Raw genomic sequence first — 17,998 nt, 5'->3', positions numbered from 1 at the left:
ATTCATCTGTGATTTTATTTTTTAAACTCCTTCAGGGAATAAAGCAGTATGAGTAAATCCTTCATAATCTGCTTTCATTTTGGTAAGATTTTCTTTATAAGATTTTGTTTGTTTTGGATATTTTTGTTTATTTGATCCATCGATTAAATTATGAGCTGGTCCGTAGAAAGCATCGTCTGCATATTGCGTTAGAAAGACAACGCCACCTTTACCAGAAATATCTTTTCAATCTCCTTTATTGGCTGTTGTTGCAAAAATTCCTACTGCAATACCATATTCATTAAGAGCTAATGAGCCAGAAGAACCTCAAAAGAGACCGGAATTACTTATAAGACCTTGATAACCAATCCCTTTCATTGTTCTATTATTATCAAGTTCAGATTTAACATCTTGGCCATTAGTAAAGTTTGCTCTTTGTGCAAATGCTGCACTGTCTCTTTCTATATTTTTGGAGTAATTACGCATTCAAAATTGTTGATTGTCTGTTGATGGATAACCAGCAATGTATATTGATTTAAGATTTGCGTGAGAACGATTTTTAGAATTATATTGATTAATTTTAGCATCTTCTTTATTTAATCATTGACTTGCATAATCAATATCAAGATAAGGAATAGAATTATTTTCAACATTAGGTATATTATTTTTACCTTTTGATCTTGTGATACTATTTTTTAATGCAGCAATTGCATTATCTATTTTAGTTTTAAATTGAGTTAAATTAGCATCTGTTGCATTTTTTAAATTACTATAGTAAATTTTTAATGAAAAGACGGCAAAATCTTTTCCTACAACTAAATCTTTATTTTGGTCTTCTTCTTGTTTTTGAGCGCTTTCTACTAATTTTTTATTTATTTGATCATCAAAGAAATTTGTAGCAACAAATACGGTTCTTGGATTATCAAAAACATTTGAAGTTTTAATAAAACTATTTAATGTTGTGTCATTATATTTTGTAGTTTGTGCTGATGTTGCATTAGTATAATAGATTGCTTTATTACCTTGTCCAGGGTGTTCCAAATTATTTATTGAAGCATTATTTGCTATGTTTTTAGGAGCAAAACCGATGTTAAAACTTTCAATTGAATCTGTAGAATTTTTAGAGAAATAATCAGGAAAATCAGTTTTTCATTTTTGATCTAAAGCATTATATGCACGTTGATACACGTGAGCATTAGTAGCAAGGAAAAGAACTAATTCATCAGAATTTTCTTGATTATTTTTTCAAGCATAATCCAATAATCAAGCAGTACCATTTGGATTATTTGCTATTACACCAGATTGATTATCTTCAGGATCAACTCCGTTAGAATTAAAGGAAATTGCAAAACTTCTATCTAAAATTTCATTATAAGCTTCACTTTCAGAAATAATTAAATCAGAATCTTGTGGACCTAAATCATCCCTTTTTATTTGATCTTCTCTTTCTCGTTTTTCTCTAGCTTCTCTTAATTGTTTTTCAACATTGGAAGGATCAAAATAAGGTGGCATTCCGTTGTTTGGGTTTTCTTTTGGTGTTTCGGTTTCTGGGGGATTATCTTTAGGATTTGTAACTGGCTGTGTTGGTTTGGGTTCTTTTGAAGGAGGATTTTGAGGGTTTTCTGGTTTGTTTTCTTTACTTTTTTGTTTGTAAAAGAAACCAAAACCAAAGGATTCTTCTATATTTTTGATTTTAAAAGCTCAATACATTCTTGTTGGTTGGAGAGTTACAGAACTAACAGAAATATCACTAGAAAGTGTTAAATTTTGTTCTTGTAAAAATTCTTTTAATATTTCTAATTGTTTTGCATGAGAGATTTTATCAATCTTTTTTTCAAAAAATTTAGAAATATTTTTTTCTTCATCAGAGAATGTTTTCTTAGCATTCTTTAGAGTTTTATAGTCATTGGATTTTTCATATTGATGTTCATTGGTTGGTTTCACAGAAATTTCATTTTTAGTGTTTGAGCAAGAAAAAAGCATTAATGGAGTAAAAGAAGCAAGTGGAATAAATAACTTTTTAATAAATTTTTGTTTTTTCATTTTTGTAAAATATAAAAATAAAATCTAAAAAAATAGATTTTATTTAGTTAATTATTTATTTTGAATTGCTTTAATTCCAGGCAATTCTTTCCCTTCTAAGAACTCAATAGAAGCTCCACCACCTGTTGAAATATGACTAAATGCTTGTTCAAAACCAAGTTTTTCAACTGCCGCTACAGAGTCTCCCCCACCAATTACAGAATAAGCACCATTTAGTTTAGAAATTGCTTTTGCAACTTCTTCTGTTCCATATTTAAAGTTAGAAAATTCTGTTACTCCCATTGGTCCATTTCAAAGAACTGTTTTAGCACCTTCAAGTTCTTTTTTGAATAATTCTATTGAATATTTGTCAATATCTAGTCCCATTGTATTATCGAGAATTTGTAAAGGATTTGAGTCATTTAAAATTCTTTGTTGATCTTCAAAAGATTTACCCATAGCGTGATCAACTGGTAAAATAATTTTGTTTTTGTATTTATTTAAATAATCTTTTGCTAATTCAATCTTATCTTCTTCAACAAGAGAAGTTCCGATATTAAAACCTAAAGCTTTATTGAATGTATAAGCCATACCACCACCAATAATAACTTTATCAGCTTTTTCTAAAAGCGATGATACAACGCCAATTTTGTCTGAAATTTTAGCTCCTCCTATAATTGCAACAAAAGGTTTTTCTGGATTTGTAACAATTTTAGAAAGTGCTTTTACTTCTTTTTCTAATAAGTAACCCATTGCAGATTCTTTGATGTTAGAAGCAATACCCACGTTTGAAGCGTGTGATCTATGAGCAGTTCCAAAAGCATCATTAATAAATACATCACCTAAAGAAGCTCAGTATTTTCCTAATTCTGGATTATTTTTTGATTCAGCTTTATCATTTAAATCTTCAAATCTTGTATTTTCAAATAATAAAATTTGCCCATCTTTTAATTTTTTAATTGCATCTTCAAGTTTTTTTCCTTTAGTTTCGCTAATAAAAAGAACTTCTTGATTTAATTGTTTAGAAAGTTCAATAGCAACTGGTTGAAGAGATTTTTTTGCTTTATCTGCTTCTTCTTTAATTCTTCCAAGGTGAGAAAAGACAATTGCTTTTCCCCCTTCACTAATAACTTTTTTAATTGTTGGAAGAGAAGCTACAATTCTTTTTGTAGAAGTAATTTTACCATCTTTAATTGGAACGTTAAAATCTACTCTTATTAAAACTTTTTTACCTTTTAATTGTAGATCATCAATTGTTTTTTTAACTGTTGATTTCATTTATTCTCCTATTTTTTATTTTTATTAATAATATTATAAAACTTTTTTATTATTATAGTTATTTTTTATCTTTAATATTTAAATTATTTCACTGGTCAATGTTGTTTTCAATTTTGGCAAAAATAGTTTGTTTATGATCTATTTTGGAACTTAAATAAGTAAAAATTATGTCTGCAATGATAAAGGCAGAAATTTTTGAACCAATTGAACCAATTCTGTAATTTTGTTCAATACTATCTAAAAATATTACGTTTTGCACATTTTTAGTAACAGTTATTTTGCTATTTTTAGTTCATATGCTTGTAGCAATGGAAAATTTGTCTAAATACTCCTTTATTTGTTTAATTTCTAATGTTTTGCAACTTTTAGAAATTAAAGTAATATGCATATGGTCTTTTAATAAGTTACTAAAAGAAAAAAATTCATGGATATCATTGATAAAAATAGTATTAAAACCTATTTTTCTTAAATTGGTTGCAAGGTATTTTGCTACAAGAGCAGATTCTCCAACACCAAAGAAAATTGTCATTTTCCTGTATTTTAAAAGGGTATTAATATAATCTGTAATGTTTTTTTCTAGATTTAAATTAGTTAAAGTGCTTTCTAAAGAAAAAAGATAATGTGATTTTATATTATTCATTACTTGAGTTAAAGTTAAATTATTTTCATCTTTAATATCTATTTCTAAATCTTTTTTATATTGAATTCTTTGAGATACATAAATTTGTAAATCTTTAAAACTAGCAAACCCTATTTTTGTTGCAAAACGCGAAACAGTAGATTGAGAAATATCTAATTTTTTAGATAAATCTGTTGAATTTGTTTTAATAAAGTTAAAAGGTTCTTTCTCGATAAAATTTCAAATTTTTTTAAAAGAAGAAATAGAAAAGTTCTTTTTATCAATTTCTTCAATTAAATCCTTGTCAAAAATTAAAATGTTTTTATTCATATTGCTTTAATTATATTCATAACTTAAGAATTTGATTAAAAAATTCAAGTCTTTTTATAACTTGAACTTTTTAATTATTCTAAAGGAGCACCGATGTTTGCGGTTATTTGGTTATTTAAAAGTTCTGCTTCAACACCAATAATTACTTGGAATGAATTTTCAGAAATTTTAATTAATCCAAAAGTTCCAGCGCTTTTCATCAGTTTTTCATCGATTTTAGAACCATCTTTAACAATATATCTTAATCTTGTTGAACAGTTATTGTATTCTACAATATTTTCTCAACCACCAAATGCTTTTATGATGGTTACTGCTTTTTTAGATAAAGTACTTTTAGATTTAGAATCTGTTTGTTCTATTTTGCTTGATTTTTGGTTTTCTATTTCTTCATCAGCAATTTTTCCTGTACCTCTACCTGGGGTATTTAGATTTAATTTTTTAATTAATAGTGTTCCAACAAAGAAATATGTAGTTGCTGTTAAAGCACCGATAGGAATTATTCAACCTGGGTTTGCAAATACTTTATTTGCACCAGTAAATCCTGATTCTTTAATTATAGCAAGTGATTTGGGAATACTTAAAATATAATCCATCAATCCAGCTGAAAAACCAAATCCTAATTGAATTCCAAATGCACCTGTTATAAAGGCAAAAATACCAGTTAAAACAGCATGTACAACAAATAATAGTGGTGATGCATAAAGGAATGCAAATTCCAGTGGTTCTGTTATTCCTGAAAGGAAACTTACAAGTGCAGCAGAACCAAGAAGTGCTATAACTCTGATTTTTTGTTCTTTATTTTCTGCTGTATATACAAAAGCTCCAACTAATGCAGGTAATCCAAACATCATCATTGGGAAGAATCCTGATTGGAATAATCCACCTGGGTTGTTTTTAGCAACTCCTTGTAAGAAAATAAAGATATCTCCGTTTACAACTTCATCTGCTTTTCCACCTTCTTTAGCAAAACTTCCTAATTGGAATCAGAATAAATTATTTGGGATATGATGTAATCCAAAAGGGATTAATAGTCTATTTAAGAAACCATAAACCCCTTCAATAGAAGCTCTTGTGAATCTGACTGAAAGTGTATTTGCTTCTCCTGGACTTGTTGCATCAGAAAGCAATTTAGATAGTTTGAATATTACAAATGCTACTCAAGGGAAAATTAGTGAATAAACAACTGAGAAAATTACTGCAAAAACAACAGCTAATGAAGGTATTAGTCTTTTTCCTGAGAAAAATCCAAGCACTTTTGGTAATTCAACCATATTAGTTTTATTATAAATTCAAGCAACAAAAGAACCAACTATAATTCCACTTAAAACATTGTTTCCAAGAATTGCTTCGTATTTACCTCTAAATAACGCTTCAAATCCAAGCACTATAGTTTTTGAATCTTTTGCTCAAGATTCTCCTAAATTAATTTGAGAATATAAAGCTGTAGTTAAAATAGGAACGAGTTTTGCAACTATAAACATTGCAACAGCTCCTGAAAAAGCAGCTTCTCCCCTTCTTGATTTAGTAAATCCAAATGCTAAACCAATAGCAAATAGCAAGTAAAGATTTGAAAAAACAAGATCTCCAGACTGAGTTACAATATTTTGAATAAGTTTAGAAAATGTAGTATCTTGCGGAACATCAGCTCCGATTCTTAATAAAATAGCAGCTATTGGTAAAATAGCTATAGGGAATAATAAAGCAGTACCAATTTTTCCAAGTCTTTCTAACATTTTTTTGAAAAAACCTGAACTTGCTTTTCCAGCATTCATTGTTTTTAAACTACTCATTTTTTTGTTTTACTCCTTTCACTTTTTTAATAAAGAATCCATGTATAATAACAGTTGAAAGAATTGATCCAAAGAAAACAATTACAAAAACCAAAACAAAAGAAGCAATTACATCTGCTCTAACTTTTAATGCTGCTGCTTGAAGTTCAGCATTGTTTAAATTTGGTTTTGTGTAAAGAGTTAGCAATAAAACAACAGTTATTAGTAAAATTGAAAACAAAATTCATAGTGAAATGTATATTCATTGAATTTTTTCAATCTTTTTAAAGTCAATTTTTTTGAAAAGTGACATTTACTTTTCCTCCTTAGTGTTAAATAAGTCTTTAACAATTAAATTATTATACATTTTGAACTTTAATGAAATAAAATAAATATTTTATGCATTTTTTTTGAAATTTAATGAATATTTATAAATTCTTATGCATAATTTATGCAACTTTTTTTTATTTTGTTGATAAATTGTAAAATAAAATAAGGTGAAATATGACAATAATAAAAAACTGTAAAATAATTAATCCAGAATATACTATTGACAATGCAAATATTTATTTAGAAAAAAATAAAATATTAAAAATAGAACCAATAGAAGGACAAGGAAGTAATTTAATAGTTCCTGGTTTTGTGGATTTACATATTCATGGAATAGCAAATTATGATGTTATGGATAATAAAGAATCTTTATATAAAGTTTCTAAAAAATTAGCTAAACTAGGAACAACTTCATTTATGCCTACTGCAATGTCTAAACAATGAACTAAAATTTTGGATTCCTTAAATTCAATGTCCCTAGTAGAAAAAACAGTTTCTAGAAATTTAGGAATTCATTTAGAAGGTCCTTTTATTAATTTTGATAAAAAAGGAGCTCATAGTGCTGAATTTTTAAAAAAAGCAACTAAATTTAAAATTCAAAAACTATTATTTGCTTCCAATAATAAATTGAAAAGAATTTCCTTTGATCCTACAATGGCAAATTTAGATATTTTAAAATTTATGAAAAAGAAAGAAATTTTTCCTTCTATAGGTCATTCATCTGCATCATTTACTTTAGCTTCTAAATATTTTGAAAATGGGTGTGATTCAGTTTGTCATTTGTGAAATGCAATGTCTGGAGTGGATTCAAGAAATCCCGGAATAGTGCAAGCAGCTTTATCAAATAAAAATGTTTATAGTGAAATGATTATTGATTTTATTCATATTAAAAAAGAAACTGTAAAATTCACAATTGATATAAAAGGAGTGGATAAAATTATTGCAATTTCTGATGCTATTAAACCTGCTTATTATAAAGATGGAGAGAGTGTTTCTGGTGATCTTGTTGTTTATAAAAAGGCAAAAGTTATCAAATTACTTGCAACAAATACAATAGCAGGTTCAGGAATAGTAATACATGATGCATTTAAAAATATTTTAAAATTAGGTTATTCTTTAAATGAAGCTGTAAAAATGACTTCATATAATGCTTTTAGATATCTTGGAATTCAAAATTTAGGTAAAATTGAAGAAAATTATTTAGCAGATTTTTTAATTTTAGATTCAAAAAATTATTCAATAAAAAAAGTTTATATAAATGGAGAAGTGGTGAAATAATGAAAATATTTATTAAAAATAATGAAGAAAAAGTAGCAGAATTTACTGCTAATTTAATAAAAGAACAAATTTTTAAAAAAGAGGATTTAAAAATTTGTTTTGCTACAGGAAATTCACCTATTTTAACATACAAAAATCTTATTAAAATGTATAAAAATAAAGAAATTTCCTTTGCAAAAGTCACATCTTTTAATTTAGATGAATATGTTGGAGTTTCTAATGAAAATCCTTGTTCTTATCATTATTTTATGTATCAAAATTTATTTAATCATATTGATATTGTTAAAAAAAATATTAATTTACCTAATGGAATTGGTGATATTAAAAAAAATTCACTTATCTATGAAGAAAAAATAAAAAATAGTGGTGGAATTGATTTAATGATTTTAGGAATAGGAACAAATGGACATATTGCATTCAATGAACCGGGTTCTCAAATTTATGATAGGACAAGAGAAGTAACATTAACAGAAAGCACAATTCAATCTAATAAAATATATTTCAATAATGAAAATGAAGTTCCTAAAACAGCTATTTCCATGGGGATTGGAACTATATTAGAAGCAAAAAAAATTCTTTTAATTGCGACTGGAAATTCCAAAGCAGAAGCAATTAAAAGAATGATAACAGAAGAAATTTCTGGTAATTTACCTGCAAGTTTTTTAAGATTACATAAAGATGTAACTATTATTTTAGATGAACAAGCAGCTAAATTATTGGACTTTCAAAATAAAGAAAAATAAAAATTTTAAATTATACTATTTTCTTTCCCAGTTGAAAGTTTATATTACCGATTTTACTTTATTTTAAGGCATTTTAGCCTTTTTCTCTTTATACTTTACTTGTTAAATTAGTAAATATTAAAATAATAAAAAAGATATAAATTTGTAAAATTTAACCTATTAATAAAGATGATATTAAACAACTTTGCAAACCTTGAATTTAAAAACACCACATACTTTTGTGGTGTTTTTGAAATTATAATAAATCTGCAGGTTTTTCAGAAAAATGTTTTGCTCCATATCGTTCTGGGAATAAGTATGAAAGTAAACGAATTTTTTCATAAAATGAATAAGGATTTTGAGGATTGTGTCCGTTACCAATGTAACCAATTCTTTGTCCATCCAGTAACATAATTGAAGCAGTTCCTTGTTCTGCAGTTTGTCCATCTTGATCTTGTGTTACAAGTCCAACTAAATTACCTTGACTATCAAAAACATTAGAACCTGATGAACCAGCTGCAAAATCAACACTATTTCAACCATATACAATGGTTTCATTTTTATGATTTAAAGAACCAAGACTATTAATATTTCCTTGGAATCTGAAGTTTCCTAATAAATATTCACGGAAACGAGTTTGTCCGTTTTTGCCTACTGGAGAATCAGGGTTTTTAGAATTTTGTCCTGGCATAGAACCAACAAGTCAATTTAAATTGTTGTAAGCATTTTGATGTAATAATTCATTAGAAATTTTAATTTCTTTAGCAGTTTTTCAGTTTAAAAAGAATTTAATAATTCGTTTTTGATCATCACTGAGTTTTTTACCTTCAAAGGTAAAATCAGTGCTATCTATATTTTTGTTTGCAAAATTATTTTCAAATCAAGAGATGTCTATAATTGCAACAGTGATATCTGAATATTTTTCACCTCTGCTAAGTGGATTTCCATAGTTATCGCGAAAATCTTGAAAGTAAGGATCTTTATAGGAATCTTCATCAGATTTACCATTTGCAAAAAAGTGTGAAACCATTTCAATACTTAAATTATTAATCATATTGTGCCCTAAACCATGATTTTCTAAAATGGGTTCTTTATTAGGTGTATTAGCAGTAGGTCTATTTAAGAAAATAGGAGATAGGATATTACTTCTTGTTCTTTTTTCAATGTTTAATCCATCTAGTGATTGACCTGCTCTTACTCATGAAGGACTAGAACCATCATCTAGCAAATCGATATTATGGGAGTTAGAGACAATGTAGTAACGATGATCGTTTGGATCATCTGGTTTTACTTTGTTGAATAAACCTCATGTTCCTCTTCCATGGTAATCAAAAGCGAAAGTTCTTTTTCTTACATCGTTTAATACATCAAATTTATCTTCTAAATAAAGGCGTTTAACAATTCCTTCTTCAGTTTTTAATTTTGATGTTTGTTGAAATTTATCATAGGAAGAATTGTTTCTTTTTCCTTCTTCAGCTTGCTGACGTGATTGGATAGTTTCAGTGAGTGAAATTGACATCGAATCTTTTAGTGCTTTTGCTAGATATGAAGGATTTTTAGTTGGATTAACTTTATTATCAACATAGTTCATAGTTAGAAAGACATTTCCAACAAAAGCTGTTGATTTATTTGCTAAAATATGCTCAGATAAAATATCTGTGAAATAAATATCAGAATTTTTTGGAATTACTTCTAATTTTAACTTTTTATTATTTTGATCATAAGTAACTTTAAAGGAATATCTATCTTTCATCATTGCAGCTAGAGTTTGATTAAATAAAGCATCTTCATTTCTTGCGGTAATTGTAAAACTTGCATCTTCAATTGTGTGTCTTTCTAAAAGTTCTTTAAAAGAAACTGAAACATTTACAAAGGATAACAACCCACGGGGAACTGGAACTGAAGAATTTCGATTAGTTTTAGTTGTAATAATTTTAGTGTTTTCTAATTCAAATCTAAAAGTAAAATATGTTTTATTTTGAAAATTTTCTCAGTTTTTATATTCATCTAAATCTTTTTCTATTCAAATTGAATGGTGATTTTCACCAAAGTTAAAAATAGTTTTAGCAAGAATTTCACGTGGTGTAAAAAAGTAATAATCAAGTTCTTTTCCCGTATCATCGACAAGTATAAAATCTTTTTTAGCTAAGGTGCTATCATCTTCAAGTGCACGATATTTTCACATTCTTTCATATTCAACTAAAGCATAATGGTTTTGAAGTGAGTAAGGAATTTTGCTTTTGCTTTCATGGTTTAATCAATATCCAGTTAAATCATCAACAGTTAAGTTTTTACTTTGAGTAATTAAATCGCTATTGTTATAAGTTGTAATAGCGTTAGTTTGATTATTGTTAGTTAATAAATAAGGACTACTTCCTTTTGTTGAATAATTAAAGTGATATCTAAATGATTTTTGTGCATTAGCAGAAAAATTAAATTTATCATAATACATATCCATTCTTTGTTTTTCTGTTGCATATATTTTAGAAATAGTATATTTAGTGTTTTCAAAATAACCAGAAATTTGGAATTTTCAGAGTTTTTCAAATGGCACAATTAGTTTTAAAGTAGTTGGTAAAACAAATTGATATGCTTCGAGTTTATCAGCTTGCACTTCAGGTTTTAGTTCAAAAATAATTCATTTGTTTTTGAATAATTTTAAATCTTCATTAGTAAAATCAAATTTTGCTGATCCATATAATTTTTTGTTATTTTCATCGATATAAGTAGAAAAATTAGTTAAATTAAAGGTTTTTGCTGATACATTTGTCTGAAATTTATATTTATCTAAAAAAGAAAAACCTGTTTGTTCATCACCTACTTGAGCTGCTGTAATAATGTATTTAGAGAGGTTTTTAGGTAAAAGCGATACATTGAATGAAGCGTTTTTATTAGTTTTATCAACTGTTGCTTCAATAAGTTTTGAATAAGGATCAAAAGGATTTAAGTTTTTAACTAAAAGTTTAATTGAATTAATATTTTCATTAAGACTTTGTGAATATTTAACAATAACTTTGTTATTTTCTACTTTTGTTGATAAAACGTCTAAAACAGGATTTTGGTAATTATTAGTAAGAGTTCCTGAAGCACTATTAAATCCTGGAAAGCCTTCTATATCATAGTAATTAGAACCACTGTCACCATTTTTTTGTAAAACTAAATCTACATAATTATCTCATATAAATGATTCATTTTTCTGTAAAAATACATTATATTTACGAGCATTTGTTGAACCCTCTAAAGCACTACGACTAAATTCTTTGTATTGAAAAGAACCGTTTTGTTTATATTTTATAAAATATTGTGGAAAGTTTACATTTGAATTTTGATTTGATTTTTTTGTTGCAATAAATTCCAGGGAAATGAGACCATTTTGATATCTTATAGCTTTAAAATTATTTTCACTACTAAATTCAAAAGCATTTGATTCAGTTGTATAGTTTTTATTTTCAAAAATACTATTTAATCCACTAAAATGATTTATTTTATTTGAATTATTATATAAACCTGTTATTTTTACAAACTCATTTGCAGCTAAACTATTAATTGTAAAAGTTACTAAATTATTAGTTACAACAGCATTAACACCTGTTTCAGAAACTGTATTAAGTTGTTCTTTAGTGGCTTTTTTGTATTTTAAAGTAAGTGAAGTATTATCACTTAAATCAACTGTTTTAATTTGAATTTTGATAGTATTATCAGCTATTGTTGAGTTGATAATTTGTGTATTTTTTGGTGGATTTAAAACTTCGTTTGAAACTTGATTGTAATCACTACTTTCTATAAAAGTAAAGTATTGATTTAAGGAATTATCTGCTTTAATTGTTGCATCAGTTGAATCTGTATATTGATTTACATTTAATAAATCTTGACTATATGTTCCGAAAACGTGACTTTCATTAAATACTTTTTTAAAGTTTTCACTAACAAAAGCTTCTGAATTTGTATTTAATGTTGTGAAAGTTGGATTATTAGTTGGCAAATTTAAAGTTACATTATTTAATTTTAAAGATGTTAATTTATAAGTTGTATTAGCAGTTAAATTATTAAAATTTAAATATAAATTACTTCCTTCTCTAAAATTTGTAAATTTTAAATTAACAGAATCTGATAATATAGCATCAAAGGTATGTTCATTTGGATCGTGTAATTTGCTATTAGAAGAAAATGAAATTCTTAATGATGCACTTGTTTTAGAAACTTCTGTTAAAGAAATAGAATCGATAGTAAATTGATCATTTTCTGGTCTTGGTTTTTTAATGGGGTTACTACTGTTATCGGGAGTAGTTGGTGAAGGATTTTCGCCTTTTGGATTATTTTGTTCAGGTGGATTCTGTGAATTATCTGTTCCGCCAAGATTATCACCTGTTCCTGGATTAGTTTTAGGTGGTGTCTCAGGTTCTGGAGAATCAATTTCAGGATTATTTGTTTTGTTAAAAGTAATTGTTAAATTACTGTGATATTGATTATTTGCAATTTCTAAATATGAAATTGCCAATTTATTATTATCTGGTTTTGTTATGTTTGAAATATCAAAGGTTAATATTTGTGTATTTGCATCATATAAAGAAGAAGTAAAAACGGAATCAATATTTTCAAATTTTATTTTTGCTGTATTTGCAAACATTGTTTTATTTGCATTAGCAAGTTTTACATATAATTTGCTATTATCTTCAGAAAGAGATAATTGAGTAATTTGTGGTTTTTTGCTTATATTTGCTGTATGAAAGAATAATTTATTGTTGTCACTATTTGATAATTTTAAAATAGTGTTTCCAACTTTGAGTTGTGATAAATGATAATCTGTATCTGGAGTAAGGTTTTTAAAACTAATAGTAACTACATCGTTTTTAGAAGTAATTGAAGCATTTGAGTTTGGGTTTAAAGTTGCTGATAATTTGCTTACATCTAAATTTTTATTAGTCAATTTTAAAGTAAATGTAGCACTATTTGAATCTGAATTAACACTCAAAATCTCTGCATCTGTTTTAACTTCTTGATTTTTTAATGTTTTGAATCTCAATTTTTCTTTATCAAATTGAGAAAATTTTAATTCAGTTTTATTAGCAAAAATACTATCAACTTGATATTCAGTATTTTCTTTCATATTTTTAAAAGTAATAGTTAAAATATTAGAAGAAATGCTAATATGTGGTTTATCATATTGTGTAGGTTTACTTAAATATAAAGAAATTTCAGAAGTTTTGTAAGTTTTAGTTAATTTTATTTTAATAATTGCAGAATTATTGTCAACATGAATAGATTCTACTTTAGCATCAAAAGTTTGTTCTTTTGTTATTTCGTTATTGCCACATGCTATTGTTAGTAAAGAAGCAGCAATAGTAATAGAAACACTCGGAATTAGTAATTTTTTTATTTTTTTCATTCTCACTCCTTATTTTTTAATTGGATTTTCAAACTCATTGAAAATATCAAGCATTTTATATTTTTTAGGATATAAACGACTTAATCTCTGTATTTTATAAGCAAATGAACCATTATTATAATCATTTAATTCACCAAAGAAATTAATTCTTTGTGAAGATAATAAATAGGAAGAAGCTTCACCATTTTCTTCGTTAGCATGGATTCCTAAAAAGTTTCCTTCATGATCATATAGACCAGTTCCTGAAGAACCGCCGGCAAGTTGGTATTCTGCATTACCTCTTATAATTTCACCATTTGAATTTTGGAATTTTTTGATAAAACTTGATTTTTCAGTTGTAGCATCTTGCACTAAATTTCCTGGATAAAATAAGATATCACCAACAAAGTTTTGACGAACTTGAATATTCTTTTTAGTATGTTTTTTTGTTGAACCAGGAAAGGAAGACATATACATTGTATAGTACATATAAGGGTGAATATAACGACCCATTTTAGATACTTTATTGTGTCTTATATTTTTTCAATTAGCAATATGTTCAGCAACTTTAAATCTTGGATTATTTTCTTTATTTACATCATTTTTATGCTGGTTATAGTAGTTAATTAGTTCGCTTATGTCTATTATATGAATTTTAAAATCTGTTCTATTTTTACCTTTAACATTTGATAAACTTCCATCTAAACTTTTATTGTTATTATTTTGAGAAGTTCAAAAAACAGAATTATTTGTATTTCAGTAATCTCCTAAAAATAGACTTACATCTTCTTTTGAAGTATGTTGCTTTGGTGCTGAAATAAAATCTGTAGTTTGTACTGGAACGTGAATATTAGTTCCAAAATAATATCTATTATCATTTGGATTGCTAGGATCAACTTTACCTATCATTCAAGCAGTTCCATACAAAGTTCCAAATGATCTAGCTATTACTTCTTCTTGAATTGTATTTTGAACTGAAGATTTTGTATATCAGGTTGTAACTTCAATATTTATAGGATTATCAGCATCATTATACCCAACACTTTTAAACTTAGTATCTTTATCAAACTCAAATCCATCTATTTTTAATTGATTTTTTGCTTTAGTGTGCTCATTTTTATATGAAAAAGGTTCTCCATTTTTTAAATACATAATAGATAGATAATTTCAAGTTTTATCAACAAAAGTTGAATAACTTGAAGAAAGATTGTGAATGTACATATCTTTATTAATGTGCCCTTCCCGAGCAATTAATGAGATTTTTAATTTATCTCCATTTATTGAAACTTGTGCTTTAAGATGTTTATTCATTAAGTCTTCAAGTTGTTGGTCATTTAATGTTAAATGATAGTTACTATTTGAATCGATTTTTCTTCCAATTTTTTTTAATAAATCTTCAGTTTTTCCTAAAAGTTTAATCTTTATGTTTGAAAGAGTTTTGTTATTACTTGCATTAAGTTTATTTCAACTAAAAGAAACAGCTCAATCAAAACTACCAAAAGAAAATTGTCTAAAGTTAACTTGTTTTGGACTTGCTACAAAACTAAAGTTAAGAATTGCTTCTTTACTAGTGTCTAAATTTTTAAAGTTTCTAAGATCTTTTTCTACATAAAATTCGGTTCTATCGGAGTTTTCGTGCATTTCTTTATCAAGAGCATGTTCTTTGATTGCTCCATAGTTATATTCTTGATTATTATCAAATAGTACAACAGGTAAAGGATTGTTATATTGTGAATATGAACCAGCTAGATATGAATTAACATCACCACTATAATGTGTTAAAAATAAGGTATTTTTTAAATAAGCATTGTTTAAAGTTGTATAGTTATGTCAATTAAATGGTATTGATTCTGGAACATCTCCATTAATGTTGTTAGTTAACTGTGATTCTTGGTATTGATAACTATTGATTGTATTTAAATTATTTGCTATAAAATTAACTCCAAGTGCATCATTGTATGTATTTTGTGAAACATCTAAAGTTGGTTTTAATTCAGTTATTCCACTTTGTTGAATTAGACTTAATTTGCGATGTTTTAGTTTTCCTTCTTGTCCTTTGTCATCATAGTCTATAACTGATGATAAGTCATATTTATTAACAATTTGTACTTGATTTAGTTTTCAAGTAATTCCTTCAGTTAAACCAGTAAAAGAGAATTTTTTAAGTTCATCAAAATTTAAAAATATTGATTTGGTATTTTCTTGACGAAATTGTCTTTCAAATCAATCACCACCATCACCTGTATATCCATAACTTCTTTTGTCACTTTCACTATCGGTTGGAATATTTTTTTGCACTAAATCTACAAAAGTGAGTTTTAAATATTTAGTTCTAAATTGTTCCATTTCTGAATCAGTTGCATTGATGTTAATTGCTCCTACAAAGGTATTGCTTGTAGTATTTGCAACAGCAAACTGTATTTTGGAAATGGTTGGATTGAATGTTTGATTAGATTGTCATGAAAGTTCTTCAGGAACATTAAATGAATAATTATTATTTAGAGATACCACATCACTTAGAATATATTTATTGTATCCTTGATTAAATTTAATAATATTTTCAGATTCGATATGTCCATTTTTATAAGTTCCTACAACTGTTATGTCTCCATCATAGGCATTTACATCAGGTTTTATTGTAATGAGATATTTATTATTTGTAACATTAGGTAAATAATTTAAATTGATATTAACTTTATTATTGCTGATGTTAAAAGAATCAACAGAGTATGTAGCACTTGTTCCGGTTTTGCTTATATTTACGATATTTTTACTAAATTCTATGGAATTTCCGCCATAAGTTATATTAGAAATGCTATTATTTGAATTAGCATTATTTACATTAACTAAAATATTTTGGGAAGTCCCATTATATTTGGTTGTATAAGTGTGTCCGTTAAATGTAAAGGTAAAATCGTTATTTTTTAAAGTAGGTAAATGATCAAAAGCAAATCATAAAGTTTTATTATCAATTAAAGAAATATCTTTAATGTGTAAATTATCTTTTTCATTAAATTTACTTACTTGTTCATCATATTTTATAAATGAATCTAAAAGAGAATAGTCTATTTCATTAAATTCTACATTGTTATTAGTTGTTGTAAAAGACTTATTATTTAAAGAAATATTTTGAGTTCCTATTTCTAGATTAGTAAGATAATAAGTTGTATTAGCTTTAAGATTATATAAATCAAAAGTTAAATTTGTATTGTTTGATTTTGGACTACTAAAATCAAAAGTTTGTCCACTTGTGTCTTGAAGAGATAAAGTAGCAGCATCAGATGAATCTAATGGTGTATCTAAAGAAATAGTAAGTTGTGCTTTATTAGTTTGAATATTAGAAATAGTGGTATTTTGTAAATTATAAGTTTTTTTCTCTTTTTTTGGTGGTGTTTCAGGTTCTATTTCTTTTTGTTTCATTGCTGTTGTAATGCTTAAATTATCATTTGGTAAAGATAAAGAATTTCCATTTAACAACACAGAAGTTAAAGTATAAGTTGTATTTGCTTGAAGAGAATTAAAAGTTATAGAAAATGTAGGTGATTCAGTTATTGAAAGATTTTGATTATGATTTTGTCCATCTGAAATAGTTACTAAAAGATTATTTTTGTTTGCAACAGAAAGTGTGTAGTTAGAAAAGTTTAAAGTTAAAGTAACGTTGTTTGTATTGATATCTTTTCAAAAAACGCTTGATATTGTAAAATTATCTTTTTTCTCTTGACTCGGTTCATTATCTTTATTTTTTGGATTTGTTGGCGTAATTGGGGTTTCTGGAAGTTTTGGTTTTTCTACTGGCTTAGGTTTTGTAGGTGGTTTATTTATACCGGAGTTAGGATTTTCTTGTTTTTCTTGTTGTTTAGTTTTAAAGAAGAATTGTTTTTCTTGTTGTTTAGTTTTTAGTGATTTTCCATTATATTTAATGTCAAAAGTATATATTTTATTTGATGATAAATTATTTATGAAAAATGTTATAGTTTTTTTATCGCTTGATAAGTATCCATTAATATTTTGATTATCATAGGTTAAAGAAAAACTACCATTTTGAGAAATGGGTTTTTCTAAAAAAACTTTAATAGTAGCTGAATTTTCTGTAGTTTTATTTTCTATTTTTTTAATTTCTATTTCTTTATCATTATTATCGAATTTTTCTACTTCTACTTTTTCATTACAAGCAACTGCTAAAACAGGTGCAATACCTAAAAAAGCAGGAATTACATATTTTTTAAATTTCTTTTTTTGCATAATTAATCCTTATATTTTAATTATATAAAAATACTTATAAATTGTCTTACAAATAGGGATTTCA

At 26.3% G+C, this 17,998-nt stretch carries 9 protein-coding genes; 2 read left to right on the top strand and 7 right to left on the bottom strand.

Translation table 4 applies throughout. The features are described from left to right. Window positions 1–21: 21 nt before the first annotated feature. From ACXX85_RS00365 to ACXX85_RS00345, 5 genes are all read right to left on the bottom strand, one after another. A complete protein-coding gene (locus ACXX85_RS00365; RefSeq protein WP_458560342.1) occupies window positions 22–2,022 on the bottom strand; it encodes an MIP family Ig-specific serine endopeptidase in 2,001 nt (666 codons plus the stop codon). Window positions 2,023–2,073: 51 nt separating this feature from the next. Continuing rightward, window positions 2,074–3,279: a phosphoglycerate kinase gene (locus ACXX85_RS00360; RefSeq protein WP_458557243.1), complete on the bottom strand. Its 1,206-nt coding sequence runs from the start codon at window positions 3,277–3,279 to the stop codon at window positions 2,074–2,076. 58 nt (window positions 3,280–3,337) lie between these two features. Next, window positions 3,338–4,228: a MurR/RpiR family transcriptional regulator gene (locus tag ACXX85_RS00355; protein WP_436358534.1), complete on the bottom strand. Its 891-nt coding sequence runs from the start codon at window positions 4,226–4,228 to the stop codon at window positions 3,338–3,340. Between the two features lie 74 nt (window positions 4,229–4,302). Then, complete coding sequence (locus tag ACXX85_RS00350) at window positions 4,303–6,018, bottom strand: PTS transporter subunit EIIC (RefSeq protein ID WP_458560341.1); 1,716 nt, start codon at window positions 6,016–6,018, stop codon at window positions 4,303–4,305. Further along, window positions 6,011–6,310 carry a hypothetical protein gene (locus ACXX85_RS00345; protein ID WP_458557239.1) on the bottom strand — a complete coding sequence of 100 codons (300 nt, stop codon included), beginning with the start codon at window positions 6,308–6,310 and terminating at the stop codon, window positions 6,011–6,013. The genes ACXX85_RS00350 and ACXX85_RS00345 overlap by 8 nt, the downstream gene beginning before the upstream one ends. Window positions 6,311–6,501: 191 nt before the next feature. Here ACXX85_RS00345 and nagA point away from each other — a divergent pair, with 191 nt between their 5' ends. Further along, window positions 6,502–7,605, top strand: coding sequence for an N-acetylglucosamine-6-phosphate deacetylase (gene nagA / locus ACXX85_RS00340; protein WP_458560340.1), 1,104 nt, complete (start codon window positions 6,502–6,504; stop codon window positions 7,603–7,605). Beyond that, window positions 7,605–8,348, top strand: a complete 744-nt coding sequence (gene nagB, locus ACXX85_RS00335) for a glucosamine-6-phosphate deaminase (RefSeq protein WP_436358530.1) — start codon at window positions 7,605–7,607, stop codon at window positions 8,346–8,348. The genes nagA and nagB overlap by 1 nt, the downstream gene beginning before the upstream one ends. 235 nt (window positions 8,349–8,583) lie before the next feature. On the opposite strand, the gene ACXX85_RS00330 is transcribed toward nagB, so the two are convergent. Then, a complete protein-coding gene (locus ACXX85_RS00330) occupies window positions 8,584–13,713 on the bottom strand; it encodes a hypothetical protein (RefSeq protein ID WP_458560339.1) in 5,130 nt (1,709 codons plus the stop codon). Between the two features lie 9 nt (window positions 13,714–13,722). Beyond that, window positions 13,723–17,934 carry a hypothetical protein gene (locus tag ACXX85_RS00325; RefSeq protein WP_458560338.1) on the bottom strand — a complete coding sequence of 1,404 codons (4,212 nt, stop codon included), beginning with the start codon at window positions 17,932–17,934 and terminating at the stop codon, window positions 13,723–13,725. Window positions 17,935–17,998 lie beyond the last annotated feature (64 nt).

It is taken from the genome of Mycoplasma sp. Z386 (assembly GCF_054343375.1).
The sequence above is the reverse complement of the archived record's forward strand: the minus strand, read 5'-3'. Positions and strand labels throughout refer to the sequence as shown.